Source organism: Arthrobacter sp. KKT183 (assembly GCF_055657625.1).
Window position 1 is genome coordinate 2,368,625 of the sequence record NZ_CM145770.1, and the last position, 15,360, is coordinate 2,383,984.

The 15,360-nt window shown below is 63.4% G+C and carries 14 protein-coding genes; 6 read left to right on the top strand and 8 right to left on the bottom strand.

Features of this window, described 5'->3' with window-relative positions; translation table 11 throughout:
- Nucleotides 1-6: 6 nt before the first annotated feature.
- The 6 genes from ACZ2GY_RS11235 to mtrA all read right to left on the bottom strand — a co-directional run bounded on the left by ACZ2GY_RS11235 (nt 7) and on the right by mtrA (nt 7,238).
- Nucleotides 7-1,257 carry a winged helix-turn-helix domain-containing protein gene (locus ACZ2GY_RS11235; RefSeq protein ID WP_471671906.1) on the bottom strand — a complete coding sequence of 417 codons (1,251 nt, stop codon included), beginning with the start codon at nt 1,255-1,257 and terminating at the stop codon, nt 7-9.
- Nucleotides 1,258-1,285: 28 nt separating this feature from the next.
- Nucleotides 1,286-2,011, bottom strand: a complete 726-nt coding sequence (gene hpf, locus ACZ2GY_RS11240; RefSeq protein WP_277358346.1) for a ribosome hibernation-promoting factor, HPF/YfiA family — start codon at nt 2,009-2,011, stop codon at nt 1,286-1,288.
- 110 nt (nt 2,012-2,121) lie between these two features.
- A complete protein-coding gene (locus ACZ2GY_RS11245) occupies nt 2,122-3,033 on the bottom strand; it encodes a ComF family protein (protein WP_471671907.1) in 912 nt (303 codons plus the stop codon).
- A 113-nt stretch (nt 3,034-3,146) separates the two neighbouring features.
- Complete coding sequence (locus ACZ2GY_RS11250) at nt 3,147-4,844, bottom strand: LpqB family beta-propeller domain-containing protein (RefSeq protein ID WP_471671908.1); 1,698 nt, start codon at nt 4,842-4,844, stop codon at nt 3,147-3,149.
- Entirely contained in the window at nt 4,841-6,481 is a 1,641-nt protein-coding gene (gene mtrB, locus ACZ2GY_RS11255) for an MtrAB system histidine kinase MtrB (RefSeq protein ID WP_471671909.1), read from the bottom strand. Before mtrB ends, ACZ2GY_RS11250 begins: the two co-directional genes overlap by 4 nt.
- Nucleotides 6,482-6,560: 79 nt before the next feature.
- Nucleotides 6,561-7,238 (bottom strand): MtrAB system response regulator MtrA, encoded by a 678-nt coding sequence (mtrA, locus tag ACZ2GY_RS11260; protein ID WP_056549723.1) that lies wholly within the window; start codon nt 7,236-7,238, stop codon nt 6,561-6,563.
- 308 nt (nt 7,239-7,546) lie between these two features.
- Between mtrA and ACZ2GY_RS11265 the strand changes: the two genes are divergently transcribed.
- The 6 genes from ACZ2GY_RS11265 (at nt 7,547) to ACZ2GY_RS11290 (ending at nt 13,854) form a co-directional block, all read left to right on the top strand.
- Nucleotides 7,547-8,773, top strand: a complete 1,227-nt coding sequence (locus ACZ2GY_RS11265) for a DUF7847 domain-containing protein (protein WP_471671910.1) — start codon at nt 7,547-7,549, stop codon at nt 8,771-8,773.
- Between the two features lie 5 nt (nt 8,774-8,778).
- The gene (locus tag ACZ2GY_RS11270) at nt 8,779-9,456 is read left to right on the top strand and encodes a DUF4129 domain-containing protein (protein ID WP_471671911.1); all 678 of its coding nucleotides are present in this window, start codon (nt 8,779-8,781) and stop codon (nt 9,454-9,456) included.
- Entirely contained in the window at nt 9,453-10,688 is a 1,236-nt protein-coding gene (locus tag ACZ2GY_RS11275) for a DUF4350 domain-containing protein (RefSeq protein ID WP_471671912.1), read from the top strand. Before ACZ2GY_RS11270 ends, ACZ2GY_RS11275 begins: the two co-directional genes overlap by 4 nt.
- Nucleotides 10,685-11,737: an AAA family ATPase gene (locus ACZ2GY_RS11280; protein WP_471671913.1), complete on the top strand. Its 1,053-nt coding sequence runs from the start codon at nt 10,685-10,687 to the stop codon at nt 11,735-11,737. Before ACZ2GY_RS11275 ends, ACZ2GY_RS11280 begins: the two co-directional genes overlap by 4 nt.
- Before the next feature lie 13 nt (nt 11,738-11,750).
- Nucleotides 11,751-13,043: a DUF58 domain-containing protein gene (locus tag ACZ2GY_RS11285; protein WP_471671914.1), complete on the top strand. Its 1,293-nt coding sequence runs from the start codon at nt 11,751-11,753 to the stop codon at nt 13,041-13,043.
- 139 nt (nt 13,044-13,182) lie between these two features.
- Nucleotides 13,183-13,854 (top strand): DUF4166 domain-containing protein, encoded by a 672-nt coding sequence (locus ACZ2GY_RS11290; protein WP_471671915.1) that lies wholly within the window; start codon nt 13,183-13,185, stop codon nt 13,852-13,854.
- 39 nt (nt 13,855-13,893) lie between these two features.
- On the opposite strand, the gene ACZ2GY_RS11295 is transcribed toward ACZ2GY_RS11290, so the two are convergent.
- A complete protein-coding gene (locus tag ACZ2GY_RS11295; protein ID WP_471671916.1) occupies nt 13,894-14,961 on the bottom strand; it encodes a uroporphyrinogen decarboxylase/cobalamine-independent methonine synthase family protein in 1,068 nt (355 codons plus the stop codon).
- A complete protein-coding gene (locus ACZ2GY_RS11300) occupies nt 14,954-15,316 on the bottom strand; it encodes a chorismate mutase (protein WP_056549711.1) in 363 nt (120 codons plus the stop codon). Before ACZ2GY_RS11300 ends, ACZ2GY_RS11295 begins: the two co-directional genes overlap by 8 nt.
- Between the last annotated feature and the right edge of the window lie 44 nt (nt 15,317-15,360).

The following is a 15,360-nucleotide window of genomic DNA, read 5'->3' on the forward strand; positions in this document are numbered from 1 at the left end:
TTCAGTCTACGTGAGAGACGTACCGTCCCTCGATTTAGTTCCCCGCGTATTCCTCGGCCATCTGCGCAGCCAGCTGGCCGACAGGTTTCCTCGCGGTTCCACGATCAGCTCGTCCAGTCCCAGCCATCCGGCCATGAGAACGAGTTCCGCCGCCAGTTCGACGGCGGTGTCCGCGGGCATCGACGGCTCACCATGCGCCGCTCTCACCAGCAGCTGCCCCTGCGCCCGGTCCGCCTTGAGGTCCACCCGAGCAGCCATGCAATCACGAAGAAGGAACGGCAACACGTAGTAGCCATACGTCCGCTTCTCAGCCGGCGTGTAGATCTCGATGCGGTAGTGGAAGCCGAACAGCGATTCAAGCCTCCGCCGTTCAAAGACCAATGAGTCGAAAGGACTCAGCAATGCCCTTCCGGTGGCAGCCCGTGGAAGAACAGATCCGGCATAGCGGTAGGCGGGCTGCTTCCACGTCGCAACCGATACAGGAATCAGTGTTCCGCGCTGCACCAGCACATGGACGGCGGTTGTCGCGGCTTTCATGGGAATACGAAAATAATCTGCCAGACATCGGGTGGTACCGATTCCCAGTGCCCGGGCTGCGCGCTCCGTCAGGTGAAGGTAGGCATCTGCTGGGGGTATGTCGAGGTTGGCAAGAGCCGGATCAGGCATCACCTTTTCTGTCAGTGCGTAGCGCCGCTCGAACTGCGCAGTCCGTCCTGCGGACGAGATGAGCCCCTGCTGAAAGAGGTCCTCAAGCACCCTTTTTGCGGAGCTCCAGTTCCAGCCCCACTGGCCCGTTCTCTTCTGCTCGGAATGGCCGATGCGGTCCTGTACCTCGGCCGCGGTGAGTGGGCGGCTTGCGCTTAGCAGCTCGAGGATGCGGTTACTGAGGACCTGCCGCACTTCAGTGGGCAGCGAGGATGCACTCGCCCATTTTCGGCTCTGGGTGCTGACGAGGTAGGGAAAGAGTTCAGGGAGGACGAGGCTCGCCTCGTGGGCCCAGTACTCCACCAGACGCCGGGGCGCACGGGACGAAAGCCGATCCAGCAGCGTGCGGTCGTAGGGTCCGAGCCGTGCGAACAGCGGCAGGTAGTGGCTGCGGGAGAGCACGTTCACGGAGTCGATCTGCAGAAGTTGCAGCTGGGCAAGGATACGGCCCACCTCCCGCGTTCCCGGGGTATTGGTGGGCCGTTCCCGTGCCAGTCCCTGCGCCTCCAGTGCGATCCGACGTGCCTGGAGGAGAGTCAGGGAGGAGGTCATTGTTCGACCATAGATTCCCGCTCAGACGCTAAGCGGTTGCCGACTCACGTGAACGGTAAGCGACAAGTTCCTCATGCGGGTCTTCCGGCCCGTCCGCGCATTTCGAATCGAGAGTGATCACTCCGTAGGTCCACCCCTGACGACGATAGACGACCGAAGGCGCCCCTGTCTGTGAGTCAACGAAAAGATAGAAAGCGTGCCCGACAAGTTCCATATTGTCGACGGCATCATCAAGGCTCATCGGAACTCCCGAGAAGACCTTGCGGCGAATCAGTACCGGCGAATCGCCAGCGGGGATGTCGCTTTCAACCTCGTACCCGGTCTGATCAGCTGCTTGAGCTGGATCGCTGCCCGTGTGGTTGGAAGAAGCCGCGTAGATCGGTTGTTCCGTGCTGGCGGGTTCAAGGGTGGCAGTCGCTTCCCGGACTGCGACGGGTGTGTGCCTTCCATGGTGCACCTTGCGCCGGTCCCTGGCCCTGCGCAGTCTCTCCAGCAGCTTGCTGTACGCCAGATCGAAGGCTGCGAACTTGTCCGCTGCCGACGCCTCGGCCCTGATCACAGGACCCTTTTGCATCACGGTGAGCTCCACGGTGAGTGCGCTGTCTGCCTGGCGCGCGTTCGGCTCCTTCGTTACCTTCGCGTCCAGCCTCTGGACCTTGTCCCCCAGTTGTTCGATTTTGTCGATCTTCTCTTCCGCATATTCCCGGAACCGGTCAGAAACAGCGAGGTTTCGTCCGTTGATCATGAATTCCATAGTGCCCTCCAAAATCGCTCAGGTGACACAACAGCGGCCGAGGATCCGCTCCTTCCAGCCGCTGTCGATGGGTAACTGTCTTCGTTGTGATACCCATACTTCACGGTAGTTCACCCGTTGTTTGAATTCACCCCTACCCACCGGTTTTTTTCGGCGGGTTCGCTGGGAGGTACCTTCGAGACCGCTGGGAGGACCGCCGTCGTCGTTGCATCCTTCCCGCTCGGGGCCGGCGTGGCCGCGATAACGACGGCGCCTGCCACCACCGCGCCGGAGGCGCGCAGCACGCGCACGGTTTCGGCGATGGTGGCTCCTGTTGTCAGAACATCGTCCACAACGATGCAGGGCCGGGCGATTCCGACGTTCCGCGTTGCGGGCGCAGCTTCCATACTGCCGAGGAGGTTTTGTCGCCGGCCCCGTTTGCCGAGGGCCTTCTGTGACAGGCCGCCTGAGATCCGCGTCCACAGTAGTGCCGGTCGAATACTGATGCGTACCGCGGGAGCGATGGTGGTTCCTGCCGGCAACTCGCGGCGCCTGGAGAGTGCATCAAGCAGCAGGGTCAGCGGATCATAACCGCGACGCCGGATCGACGCTGCGCGCGCTGGAACCGGGACCAGCAGCACTTCCGGCGAATCAGGGCAAAGCGTCCATCTGGCCTCGTGCAGCGCTCCGGCGAGGGCGGCCTGCAGCCACCGGGCAATGTCGGTGTGACCGTGATTCTTGAAAGCGAGCAGGACTGCGGACACCGCTTTGGCGTACGGCCCGGCCGCAATGACCGGAAGCGGCGAGAAGCTGTCAGCTCCGCCCGCTGCAACCGCCGTCTGCGCGCCTTCGGATTCGGGCAGGCCCTCCGCGCCCTGGTCAGCCCGAAAAGGCCGCACGGTTGCGCGTCGCAGAAACGCCGCGCAATCGGGACAGAGAGAGCTGTCAGGGCGCTCGCAGACCACGCACTCTGTCGGAAAGATCAGGGACCAGAACTCCCGCAACGCACCCACAACCCTGTTCCAACCGGGATGCAGTCTCATTCGGTCAAGGCTGCGCGCAATATCTTCTCGCCACATTGCTACACCGTGCCATGGACCAGGCGGTCAGGTTGCTTTATTAGACGGGCCTGTGGATAACGCAACGAAAAGGGCGATCAGCCTGCGAACGACGGGTCCCGCGCTACGACGCCCTGGTCTGTCCAGGCATTACCGACGACGCCGAAGATACTGGTGCCGCTTTCAGCGAACACGTTGGTGCTTCCTGTGCCCGCGCTCAGGTGTTCAAGCCCTTCGAGCGGAGAGTATTCATCGATGTTGGCTGCAAAAGGAATCAAGGTGGCGGTCACCGCCCCCTCGTTGGCGGTATCAGCGACGACGACGGAAGTTTCCGTTACCCATTTCGCTGTGTCTATGGCTCCGGTGGGGTTGAGGGAGATGGGATCGCTCAACGCCTGGGGCACTCCGTCCTCACTCCTGCTCACACCGGACAACAGCAATTGACTCTTACCCGATTGCTGCGCCACGATGAGCGCCCTCGCGCCGTCGCGCGAGATGCGGATCTCGCTGATCGTGCGGTTACCCAGCCAAGCGGTGAGAACCTCGATGGCGTTGCCGGCGCTTCCGCCCGGCGGAACGGCGCGGACATAGGACCGCCCTCCCGCGCTTCCGGCCGTCCAGATCCAGTTGGCAGGATCATAGCTGGGGTGGGTGAGGTTTGACCCGGTAACGACCGTCCGGACATTCTGCTCGAGGCCGGTCGCCATGAGTTCCGTCCGGTCACCGTTGAGAAAGGCGAAATTCCTCGTGTCATAGGACATGGCGGGATCAACCGGGTCGAACTCCGAGACGGAGGGGACGCCGTCCTCCGTCGTGAGCTGACCGCCCTGGAAGAAGGCAAGCTCGTTATCGCTGATCACTATCTGTTGGCTCGGCACAGCCGGGTCCTGCTTGGGAAGAACCAGGTCTGGATCAATATCGATGTCGATGGGTTGCCCTGCCCTAAGTTCCACCGAATTGACTGTATTAAGGCCGGTGAGGGTGACCCTCAACTGCTGTTCCATCTGTTGACGCCGCAGATTGTCGGCAGCCGTCAGGATGTCCTGGGTGAAGTCGATGGTTGCGGTGCCGGATTCAATCGGTACCGATTCCACAGCCAGTGCTGCGTTTTCGGGGAATGCGCTGGTCACTGCGCCTTGCAGATACGGCGCCGGTCCGTCGATGAGCGACTGCACGATGTTGGTCGCAATACCCTGGCGGTTCACGAACCACCGGACATCGGGAACCCAATACTGATAACTACTGCTGTAGAAGTACAGCTCATGCGGTTGCAGGAACGCCTCGGCGTCCGCGGCGGAAATCATGATCCCGCTCGGTATCTCCGCGACGCGCCACTGACCCTGAACCTGTTCCAACCGGACGGTGATCGATTCCGTGGTTCCCGCTGCCACATTGCGACGGATACCCGATCCATCGATATAGGCGGCTACCTCGAGCTGAAGCTGCAGTTCACCTTCGGTCGGCGTAGAACTGATCTTGAAGTCCGACCGGTAAATGGTAATTTCCTCTTCGGGCTCCCATGTCTCTGCCAGGGCGGGAGTGAGAAAAGACCGCGCCACACTGTAGTTGTCGGAGACGCCGATGCCGGCAAAAAGAAAACCGTCGAGTATCTCAGCCGCGCTTGCACCCTCTCGGGGCGGTGGCGGATCGTTGACAAAGCGAGGACCCAACTCATCCTCGGCCGTAGCCTCGATTGTGCCGATCGGCCCTGCTTTGGGGATGGACGAACACGCACTGAGCAGCGAGATGAGCAGGATCAGTATGCTGACTCGCTGCAAGCGGGGCCACGCGTTCATAGCTCGCTCCCGCCCGCGCCATGAAGGGTAGGAACGGCGTCCGGTGTCGTCGGAGATGCCGCCGGACCTGGTGGGAGCGCAGCCTGCCGCGGGGGTAGCGGCAATGGCGAAACCTTCAGCACCGAGTCCCGCCGCTTGGGCAGGGTAAGACGGAAGCAGGAGCCCTCCCCCGGAGATCCCCAGGCCTGAAGCCAGGCGCCGTGCAGCCGCGCATCCTCAGTTGCGATCGACAGCCCCAGACCGCTTCCCCCTGTAGTGCGGGCCCGTGCGGGGTCCGCACGCCAGAAGCGGTCGAACACCCGCGCAGCGTCGAGCGGAGTCATGCCGATTCCGTGGTCCCTTACTGCCACTGCCACGGCATCCGGGTTCGATGCTATGTAGATATTGATGGGCTTCCCTTCGCCATGCTCGAGGGCGTTGACAACGAGGTTGCGCAAGATGCGGTCGATGCGTCGAGGGTCCGCGTCTACGACGCACTTCGTTTCATTCGAGATCACAGTGATCTCAGACTTATGGCTCTCGGCGAGCGGGCGTGCTCCATCAATGACGTGGTGGACGAGCTGGAAGATATCAGTGGCCTCAGCGTCCAGCACAGCCACCCCCGCGTCGAAGCGTGAAACTTCAAGGAGGTCTGCGAGCAGCGATTGGAAGCGTTCCACCTGGTTGTACAGGATTTCGGCCGAGCGCCGGTTGACCGGATCAAAGTCCTCCCGCGCCTCGTGGAGGACCTCGGCGGCCATGCGAACGGTGGTCAAGGGAGTCCGTAGCTCATGCGATACGTCCGATACAAACCGCTGCTGCATCTGGGAGAGCTGGGCCAGCTGGGTGATCTGGTCCTGCAGGCTGGCTGCCATGTGATTGAAGGAGGCTCCAAGCCGGGCTACCTCATCCTCGCCCTGGGTCTCCATGCGCTCCTCCAGCTGACCCGCTGCCAGCTTCTCGGACACCAGCGCAGCGTGGCTGACCGGCCCGACCACGCTTCTGGTGACGAGCCAGACGATCGCGCCGATGGTTACCAGCAAGAGGGTTCCACCGATCCACGTGACCCCGTGGATGTAATCAAGGGTGGCCTGCATGGAGGAGAGGTCGTAAATCAGATACAGCGAGTATTCCGTCTGATCCGGAGGAAGAGTGACCTTGGTTCCGAAAGCGATACCCGGCACGTCGAACTCGGTGCCCGAGGCGGACGTCGCGAGGGTGATCGGCGACCAGTATTGGGCGTCACCGTTCTGGACGGCTTCCGCGAGCTCTTCAGGGATAGCGGAGGACTCCACAAGATTCGAACTTGCGAACGGCGAAACGAAGATAGGGCCTTCCTGATTGGGAACGCTCTTGAGCGAATACTGCCGGGGAGCGTCAGCGCCACCGCCCTCGAGGCTGGGGAGCGTGTCGCGGACGAGCTGCGCGGTCGACTCACGGTCAGTGACCGAGGTCTGTGCGAAAATCTGCTTGACCTCGCTCAGGCCGGCGCTTGCCTCAGCCTTGAACTGCTCCAACCTCTCCTGGTAGAGGCCGTTCGCAATCTGGCTGGAGAGGAACGCTCCAACGGCCACCAGCGCGACGGCGGTGAGCACCAGGGTGGAGGTCACGGTCCTGAACAGCAGTGACTGCCGCCAGCGCCTTGCGGTTTGCGCCATGATGGACTGAATCCATCCCCATCCCCGCGCGGCACCACTTGACGCCGAGCTGAGGGATTGGGCTACACGCCATTCCAAATTACGCTTGTCCCGCCTTATATCCGACGCCGCGAACGGTCAGTACGATTTCCGGGGCCTCAGGATCCCTTTCGATCTTGGATCGAAGCCGCTGTACATGGACATTAACGAGCCGGGTGTCCGCTGCGTGCCGGTATCCCCACACTTGCTCCAGCAGGAGCTCCCGCGTGAAGACCTGCCAGGGTTTGCGCGCCAGTGCAACGAGTAGATCGAATTCAAGCGGCGTCAGGGAGATCGGCTCCCCCGCCCTGGTGACCGAGTGTCCCGCGACATCGATACTGACCTCGCCGATGCGCAGTGTTTCGGGTGCTTTCTGATCTCCGGGCCGCAGGCGGGCGCGGACCCGTGCAACCAGCTCGGCCGGTTTGAAGGGCTTCGGTACGTAATCGTCCGCGCCGGACTCCAGTCCGCGAACGACGTCGGACGTGTCCGATTTGGCGGTGAGCATGACAATGGGAAGGTCTGATTCGTTGCGGATCTGCCTACAAACTTCGATCCCGTCGATCCCCGGAAGCATGAGGTCCAGAAGGACGAGATCGGGTTTGGTACTCCTGAAGACATCAACCGCCTGCGCACCATCGGCGCAAAACACCGGATCGAAGCCATCGTTCCGCAGAACAATGCCGATCATCTCAGCCAGTGCTTCGTCGTCGTCTATGACCAAAATGCGTGCCTTCATAATCCCATATTGTCCCATTGCCCCCACCAATGTCGCATTGGCGCGCATCCCGCACCCGCGGCTTGCCCGCCTTTGTCATCCTAGAGGACGATTTGCGGGCAAATTCGCGAAAAGTACGAGGGAAAGCCGGTCCGATGCAGAACAATGGAACCCGGCCGCCTGCACCGCATCGGTTCGACGCCGGAAACGTCAGTTCCGGTAACTATAGTTCTCGGTGTAGGGGCAATCAGAGGCTGCGCATAAGAGGTCGCGTGTAAACGGCTCCTGTACGGGCGCAGTGACCAACAGACCGGTGTAAGGGGATAGGGATGAGCGGAAACGTTCCGGAAGACCAACCTGAGGACCGCCCATGGCAGTCCCCTTCCGGACCAGCACCGTGGGGTCAGAACCAGCAACCGACGTGGGGGCAGAACCAGGCTTGGCCCTCGGAGCAGGCAGCGCCACACGGGAACCCCGGATGGCCCGTTCCCCCGCCCGGCCAGTTCCACGGGTATCAGGTTCCGCCGAAACCCGGAATCATTCCGCTTCGTCCGCTCGGTTTGGGCGAGATCCTGGACGGCGCCTTCCAGGCTTGCCGCCGCAACCCGCTCTCCACCTTCGGAACGGCCATCCTGTTTCAGGTAATCGTCGCTGTCCTTACTGTTCTGCTCACGATCGGACTCACCGGGTCCCTCGCTACCTTCGACCCCATCTCCGCCTCGTCGGCGGAGGTCACCGGGCTTGTAGCGTCAGCTCTCTCCGTCGGTTCCGTCCTCATTCTGCTGACTTCGGTGGGCGTTCTCATTCTCCAGGGCGTGCTGATCATTCCGATCGCCCGCGCCGTCCTCGATGAGCGCACTGGATTCGCCGAGCTGTGGAAGCTCGCCGGGCGCAGAATCCTCCCTCTCATAGGGCTCGGGGCAATGCTCTTCCTTCTCTGGACCGTCTCCGTTGGCGTACTCGTGGTGATTCTTGTCGGCCTGTCACTGGCCCTTGAGGACGCGGCAATAGCAATTGTCGTGGTCGGTGTACTGGCCGCCGTTGCCGTTGCCGTCTGGCTCAATATCAAGTGGATCATGGCCCCCGCGGCGCTTATGCTCGAGGGCGTCGGGCCCATCGCGGCGCTTCGCCGGTCATGGACCCTCACCACCGGGAACTGGTGGCGGACCTTCGGCATCCTGGTACTGACATCGATCATCGTCTCGATCATCACGCAGGTCGTTGCGGCGCCCGTCTCATTCCTGGCTTTCGGCTTTGGATCATTCACGTCGGCGCCCGCCTCAACCGAAGCAGCGTTGCTCGAATCACTGCCCGTGCTCCTAATCGTTCAGGCCGTGACAGCGGTTTTCACGGCCATTGGCTTCGCATTCCAGGCAGGCGTCACCGCTCTGCTTTATGTCGACCTTCGGATCCGGCGTGAGGGATTCGACATCGTCCTCCTGCGGGAGAACGAGGCGCGTGCGCAGGGTACGTACTCCCCCATCCCCGGTCAGTCACCCCGGGAAGGGTTCGGACACCCCGGGCCGCAGGGCCCGCACGACCGGCCAGAGGTCTAGGCTGCATGGCGGCGGAACAAGCGGGAGCGCTGATCCCTTTCGTCGTGCCCGAACAGCTGGACGCCGAAGAGGCCCGACAACTGCTGCGGGAGGAACTGGCGAAGGGCATCTACCAGGAGGCCGAACCATCGATCCTCGAACGCGCCTGGACGGCTTTCCTCACCTGGCTCGGCGAAGTCCTGAGCCAGATCAGGAGCGTCGATGCCGGACTGGGGACCATCCTGCTGGCAGTGGGCGCCGTCGTCGTCATCATCGCGGCCGTACTGCTGGTGAAACCGCGCCTCAACGCACGGAAGCGCGTTGACGCAACAGTCTTCCAGGAACAATCCCGGCTTGCTGCCCAGGCGCATCGGGGCTATGCAGATTCTGCCGCCCGGGCAGGGAACTGGGATGAGGCTCTCACCGAGCGTTTCCGGGCCATCACCCGGGCCGCGGAGGAACGCGTGATCCTCGATGAGCAGGCAGGGCGCACGGCCGTTGAGGTTGCCCGACTGCTGCAGGGCCTTTTCGCCACGCAGGCAGAGGACCTCGATTGGCTCGCTCTGCGCTTCAACGAAGTTCACTACGGTGCCCGGCCCGCAGCCCGGGCGGACTACGAGAGGGCAGTGGACCTCGATCAGGAACTGCAGCGGACCCAGCCCCGCCGCGAGGCCAACGCCAAGCAGTGGACGGCACCGGTATGAGCGCCACAACGGCGACGAGACATCCACCGGGCGGGGCCAACAAAGAGAGCACCAGTGCCGAAATAGTGGGCGACGGGCAGAGCGTGGGTTCAACCTTTTTCGGAACGCTCAAACAGGCTCGCGGTTGGTTGATTCTGGGCGCCCTCCTCCTGGTCACTGTTCTCATTGGAGCCATCGCTGCCGGGTCCGGGGAGCAGAATCCGCTGTCTCCCGAAAACGCCGCACCGGGTGGGGCCCGGGCCGCCGCGGAAGTACTGGAGCGCGGCGGCGTCGAGGTCATCCGTGCGGAGTCGCTTGAAGACGCCATTGACGCACTGCGGGGATCCGATGACACTCTGCTGTTACACGATCCCCAATCCTGGCTCACGTCGGAGCAATTGGAGTCACTCGGCGGCACTCTCGCTGACCGGACCGTGCTGATCGAGCCAGGCCTCACCATTCTGACCGAGCTGGCCGACGGCGTACGGTCCGCTGGAGTTATTCCGGCTGACATCACAGACCCGCTGCCGGCGAACTGCGCCAACGCGGCTGCGAGGGCAGCCGGCTCAGTGAGCCCCGGAGGCTTTTCCTACCGCGGCGCGGTCACCTGTTTCCCGCTTCCCGGAGAGGAAGGCGGCAACACCGCCGGAACTTTTGTGACCACTGCTGACGGAGAAATCGGCGTCCTGGGTAACGGCGAGATCATCAGCAACGGCCGCATTGACGAACACGGCAACGCCGCACTCACGCTGAGGGTACTCGGCAGCACGGAGACGCTCGTCTGGTACCAACCCACGCAGGATGACCTGGCGGTCACCGCCGGACCGGCTGATCCGCTGGCCCTGCTGCCCGACTTCGTCAACCCGCTGATGCTCTGGCTGCTGATCACCGCCCTGCTGGCTATTTTCTGGAGGGGTCGCCGTCTGGGCCCCCTGGTCACCGAGCCGCTTCCCGTCGTCGTCCGGTCGGCTGAAACCGCCGCAGGCAGGGCACGCCTCTATCAGGATGCAGGAGCGGTGCAACACGCCGCCGAAACGTTGCGCGCCGCAACGTTGACACGACTCGCGGCGGCACTGCGCATACCGCCCGCTTACCCGCGGGCAACCGTTGTGGCGGCCGCCGCCTCTAAAACTGGCAGGGATCCCGCGGAACTTGACTCCCTGCTGAACTCTCAACTGCCGCACTCCGACGCACAACTGGTGCAGTGGAGCCAGGAACTGGACAAACTCGAACAGGAGATTCGTCGTTCATGAATCAGCAATACCCGCACCAACCGGCACTGCCCGTCGATCACCAGGAGCATGATTCAGCGTCCCGCCGCACTGCCACTGGCGGGCAGGGTACGGCCACGGCGGATCCTTCGCGCCACGCGCTTGTCGCTGTGCGTGAGGAGGTTGCGAAGGCGGTGGTCGGTCAGGATGCTGCAGTAACCGGGATGCTGATCGCACTGCTCGCGAAGGGGCATGTCCTCCTTGAAGGGGTACCCGGAGTCGCCAAGACGCTGTTGGTACGCAGCGTCTCCGCCGCGCTCAGGCTTGACACGAAGAGGGTCCAGTTCACGCCCGATCTCATGCCCGGCGACGTGACGGGCTCGCTCATCTTCGAATCCAGAACGGCCGAGTTCACTTTCCGCGAGGGTCCTGTCTTCACCAACATCCTCCTTGCCGATGAAATCAACCGCACGCCACCCAAAACTCAGGCTTCCCTGCTGGAGGCCATGGAGGAGCGGCAGGTGTCTGTGGATGGCGTAACCCGCCCCCTGCCGGAACCGTTCATCGTCGCCGCCACGCAGAACCCTGTTGAGTATGAGGGAACCTATCCGCTGCCCGAAGCGCAGCTCGATCGCTTCCTTCTCAAGCTGACCCTCCCACTGCCCGATCGGGACGATGAAATTGAGGTGATCCGGCGGCACAGTGCAGGGTTTGACCCACGGGATCTGGCAGCCGCCGGCGTGAGGGCAGTTGCAGGAGAAGCGGACCTCGCCGCCGCCAGGCACGCTGTACAGCGGGTTGGTGTTGCTCCTGAGGTGCTGAGCTACATCGTCGACGTGGTGCGCGCAACGCGCTCCGCGCCGTCGTTCCAGCTCGGTGTCTCTCCACGCGGCGCCACTGCGCTGTTGAACACTTCCCGAGCCTGGGCCTGGCTTTCCGGCCGAGACTTCGTCACACCGGATGACGTCAAGGCGTTGACGCTCCCCGCCCTTCGGCACAGGGTCGCGCTGCGCCCCGAAGCACAGATGGACGGGGTCAGCGTGGACAGCGTTCTGGGCAATATCCTCAGCACCGTGCCCGTGCCGAGGTAGATGTGGGGTCAGCATGAGCATCACTGCTCGCCTCGTTGTCCTGGCGCTCCTCGGAGTTATCCCCGTGCTTCTCTATCCAGGCGCCGTATCGATCGCGCTGTGGGTTGCGCTCCTAGTCCTCGGCTGCGCTGTGGACCTCGCTTGCGCTGCTTCCCCGCGGGCTATCGGCGTTCAGCGAAGGTTGCCGGGAACCGTCCGCCTGGGCGAGGAGACAGTCAGTACCCTCACTGTGCGTAACCATGCCAAGCGGACTTTCCGGGGATGGATACGGGAGGGCTGGCAACCGTCCGCTGGAGCCCGGAATCCGGTCCACCGTCTGAGTGTTCCTGCTGGCGAAGGTCGCAATCTTTCCGTCCAGCTGGCTCCGCGTCGCCGGGGTGACCTGTCGGCACACCACGTGACCATTCGCAGTGCAGGTCCGCTTGGACTCGCCGCCCGGCAGGTCACCATCCAGGCGCCGGGCACCCTGCGGGTGCTGCCCCCCTTCCATTCCAAGCGCCTCCTGCCGTCGAAGCTGAGGCGCCTGCGTGAACTTGATGGCCGCGCCGCAGTTCAAATACGTGGGGCAGGGACCGAGTTCGATTCTCTCCGGGACTATGTCCGCGGAGATGACGTCCGATCAATCGATTGGCGAGCGTCCGCACGACGGCGCGAAACCGTAGTGCGGACCTGGAGACCGGAACGGGACCGAAGAGTAGTTCTTGTGCTGGACACTTCACGCACCTCAGCGGCCCGGATCGAGGATGAGCCCCGCCTGGACACCGGGATCGAGGCATCCCTCCTCCTCGCAGTGCTGGCACAGCGCGGCGGCGACCGCGTCGATTTCATCGCCTTTGACCGGCGCCCGCGTGCCCGCGTGCAGTCCGGAGCGAAAGGGAATCTGCTCGAGTCCCTGGTCACGGCGATGGCTCCGCTCGAGTCTGAGCTGATCGAAGCCGATTTTTCGCAGATTCCTGCGCAGGTTCGTTCGATTTCGGCGCACCGCAGCCTGGTGGTGCTCCTCACAGCGCTCGATTCCGGCGCCGTCGAGGAAGGCCTCCTTCCGATGTTGCCCGCACTGACCTCCCAGCATGTGGTGGTGATTGCCTCAGTCCGGGACCCGCATCTCGACGAGTTGCGTTCCCAGCGCGGCACTGCAGCGGAAACATACCGCGCCGCAGCCGCTGAACGCGCGCTGCTGGACCGCGCTGCCATCAAGGAACGGCTCCGCCAGCTCGGGGCGGAAGTTGTGGACGAATCCCCGCACGAACTCCCGTCAAAACTCGCGGACCTCTATATCCGGCTGAAGGCGGCCGGACGCCTGTGACCATCGATCCGGCGGGAGGAGTCTTCGACTGCTCCGACGCCGCTCGCCGCCAGGTAAGGAACGCCCGCGCGGGCCTGCCCGCACGTGCTCGATCCACGGCCCGTATTACGCCGGACTGGCCCATACAAAGGAGATGGCTATGACGTCCTCGATCTATCAGCAAGCCCTCGGCGCCCGGTTCAGCCGACTGCAACCCGAGCTTCAGGAGTACTTCAGCCTCCATGAAGACTCGAGAGTGTACGGAACCGGACACGGTACGTTCGACGTGGCAGGAAGCCCTGCCCCCCTCGTCCGACCGTTTTTCGCACTGGCAGCAAAAGAGAACTCGTTTTTCCCGGAGTACGAGAACAACGTGGACTTCACTGTGCGGAACTGGGCCCACCGGGATCCGTTCGGTAGGCCTTCACTGACCGCCCGCCGAGATCTTTCCTTCAGTAACGTGTCTCGGGTATTTGAGGACACCACCTCGTGGGCCGATGGCCGGCTGGTCGATTACCTCGGAGCCCATCGGCGTATGGCCACCGCCCTCACCTGCGAGGTCACGGGCAGCGGCCGCATGCGGATGGTTTCCTCAGCCACCCGCCTGTTCGCCGGGCTCAGGCTTCCGCTGCCCGACGCCGTCGGCGCCCAGGCGTACATGGAGCAGTGGTGGGATAACGACGAGCACCGGTTCCGCATCAAGACCAACGTGCTGCACCGGCAACTCGGGCCGGTTCTCGTGTACGCGGGATGGTTCACCTATGAGCTCACCGAATACGACGGCGGCCTGCCGCCTGACGTGGCGCCGGCTCGCTGGGAACGGCGGACGTAAACGCGCTGCGCACGGCGGAAGCACAGCGAAAAAAGCGTCTCAGGCGTCGGCGATCGCCTGGTTCAGCGCGTCAGCACTCTGATTCAGGTGCGCCAGTACCTTGCGGGCATGAGCCGGTCCCTCTTCTGCCAATGCACCCGCGGGCGTCAGGCGGGTCGAGGCCAGTGATCCCAGGGCCAGCCCGAGTCCGCGCCAGGGACGCAGAAGGGCATCTGCAGTGTCCTGCACCCGCGCAGGTTTGCCGCGGGGAACCCGGACTCCCGCCCACAGCGTTCGGCCGGCTTCGATCAGTTCCGCCAGCGCCTCCCATTCGCTGTGTGACAGTCCGTCGAGGGGAACGGCGATACCTACACCGGGCACGCGCTCAAGCAGTGAAACCTGCCCTCCCGTCCTGAAGGAGAGCACGACGGCGGCAGCACCGGCTTTGCGTGCTCCTTCCGCCAGGAGGTTCCAGGCTTCGACTGCTTCGTGCTCCGGAACGGCGCGCAGCGTACGGTAGCCGCTGGCGGTCGGTATGGTGCCGACGAGGACTCCGTCGATCTGCGGTTCATCCAGTTGCAGTGTGAGCTGGGCGCCCGGGCTCGCAATGGCAGCGCGCCGCAGAAGCGATGCGACTCCGTCAATGAGCGCATCCCGGATGTCGCGCCGGGCTCCGTGGTCGAGCAGGGCACGTTCGCCATGATGGAGGTGAAGGTTTGCAGCAAGTGACAAAGGCCCGTGACAGTGAACTTTGAGCGAGCTCGCGGGACGCTCCTCAGCCCCCACCAGATCGGCAAGAACGTCAAGATCCGTGGACAGCGCGGATACCGCCCGCCGCAGGTCCTTTCCCGGGCGGTCGACCAGCCTCCAGCCATGCGGCTGGAGGTCCACGGGGAGGTCGGCGAGCAGCGCTGCGGTCCGGCCGATCTCGTCACTACCGACCCCGCGGTCCGGTAGGGAGGGAAGGAACGGCAGATTGGGGCTGCCGAGCTCGCCCCGGATTATCCGTTGTGCTTCGACCGGGTCCTGGCCGGGCCAGGATCCGAGCGCCGTGAATGTCACGGCGCTGGTTTCAGGCGCCCCTGCTTCACGTGCCCCTGCTTCAGGCGCCCCTGCGGGATTATTCATCGCGGAGCGAGTGGTTCTGGGAAATATCCTGGTGGTGGCGGATAACCTCGGAGATGATGAAGTTCAGGAACTTCTCCGCAAACGCCGGATCGAGATGGGCTTCCTCCGCCAGTGCGCGCAGCCGGGAGATCTGGGCTGCCTCGCGAGCTGGATCCGCCGGCGGGAGCTTGTGCTCGGCCTTCAGGTGACCCACACGCTGCGTTGCCTTGAACCGTTCAGCCAGCAAATACACAAGTGTGGCGTCGATGTTGTCGATGCTGCCCCGAACTGAGAGCAGTTCCTCCATAACGGCGGGATTCACCTCGCCGGCGAGTGAGCTCGCGGAAGGGTCGAAGCGCCGGGTCTTCTCAGTCATGGTTCCAGTTAAGCAGACCGCGCAGACGCACAGCGCATTATGTC

What these genes read in the sequence shown, in the direction of transcription:
- mtrB (WP_471671909.1), bottom strand. Translation starts at nt 6,481, where the DNA reads ATGGCGCAAACCGCAAGGCGCTGGCGGCAGTCACTGCTGTTCAGGACC.
- ACZ2GY_RS11250 (WP_471671908.1), bottom strand. Translation starts at nt 4,844, where the DNA reads ATGAACGCGTGGCCCCGCTTGCAGCGAGTCAGCATACTGATCCTGCTC.
- ACZ2GY_RS11275 (WP_471671912.1), top strand. Translation starts at nt 9,453, where the DNA reads ATGAGCGCCACAACGGCGACGAGACATCCACCGGGCGGGGCCAACAAA.
- ACZ2GY_RS11235 (WP_471671906.1), bottom strand. Translation starts at nt 1,257, where the DNA reads ATGACCTCCTCCCTGACTCTCCTCCAGGCACGTCGGATCGCACTGGAG.
- mtrA (WP_056549723.1), bottom strand. Translation starts at nt 7,238, where the DNA reads ATGAAGGCACGCATTTTGGTCATAGACGACGACGAAGCACTGGCTGAG.
- ACZ2GY_RS11290 (WP_471671915.1), top strand. Translation starts at nt 13,183, where the DNA reads ATGACGTCCTCGATCTATCAGCAAGCCCTCGGCGCCCGGTTCAGCCGA.
- ACZ2GY_RS11265 (WP_471671910.1), top strand. Translation starts at nt 7,547, where the DNA reads ATGAGCGGAAACGTTCCGGAAGACCAACCTGAGGACCGCCCATGGCAG.
- ACZ2GY_RS11295 (WP_471671916.1), bottom strand. Translation starts at nt 14,961, where the DNA reads ATGAATAATCCCGCAGGGGCGCCTGAAGCAGGGGCACGTGAAGCAGGG.
- ACZ2GY_RS11300 (WP_056549711.1), bottom strand. Translation starts at nt 15,316, where the DNA reads ATGACTGAGAAGACCCGGCGCTTCGACCCTTCCGCGAGCTCACTCGCC.
- ACZ2GY_RS11280 (WP_471671913.1), top strand. Translation starts at nt 10,685, where the DNA reads ATGAATCAGCAATACCCGCACCAACCGGCACTGCCCGTCGATCACCAG.
- hpf (WP_277358346.1), bottom strand. Translation starts at nt 2,011, where the DNA reads ATGGAATTCATGATCAACGGACGAAACCTCGCTGTTTCTGACCGGTTC.
- ACZ2GY_RS11270 (WP_471671911.1), top strand. Translation starts at nt 8,779, where the DNA reads ATGGCGGCGGAACAAGCGGGAGCGCTGATCCCTTTCGTCGTGCCCGAA.
- ACZ2GY_RS11245 (WP_471671907.1), bottom strand. Translation starts at nt 3,033, where the DNA reads ATGAGACTGCATCCCGGTTGGAACAGGGTTGTGGGTGCGTTGCGGGAG.
- ACZ2GY_RS11285 (WP_471671914.1), top strand. Translation starts at nt 11,751, where the DNA reads ATGAGCATCACTGCTCGCCTCGTTGTCCTGGCGCTCCTCGGAGTTATC.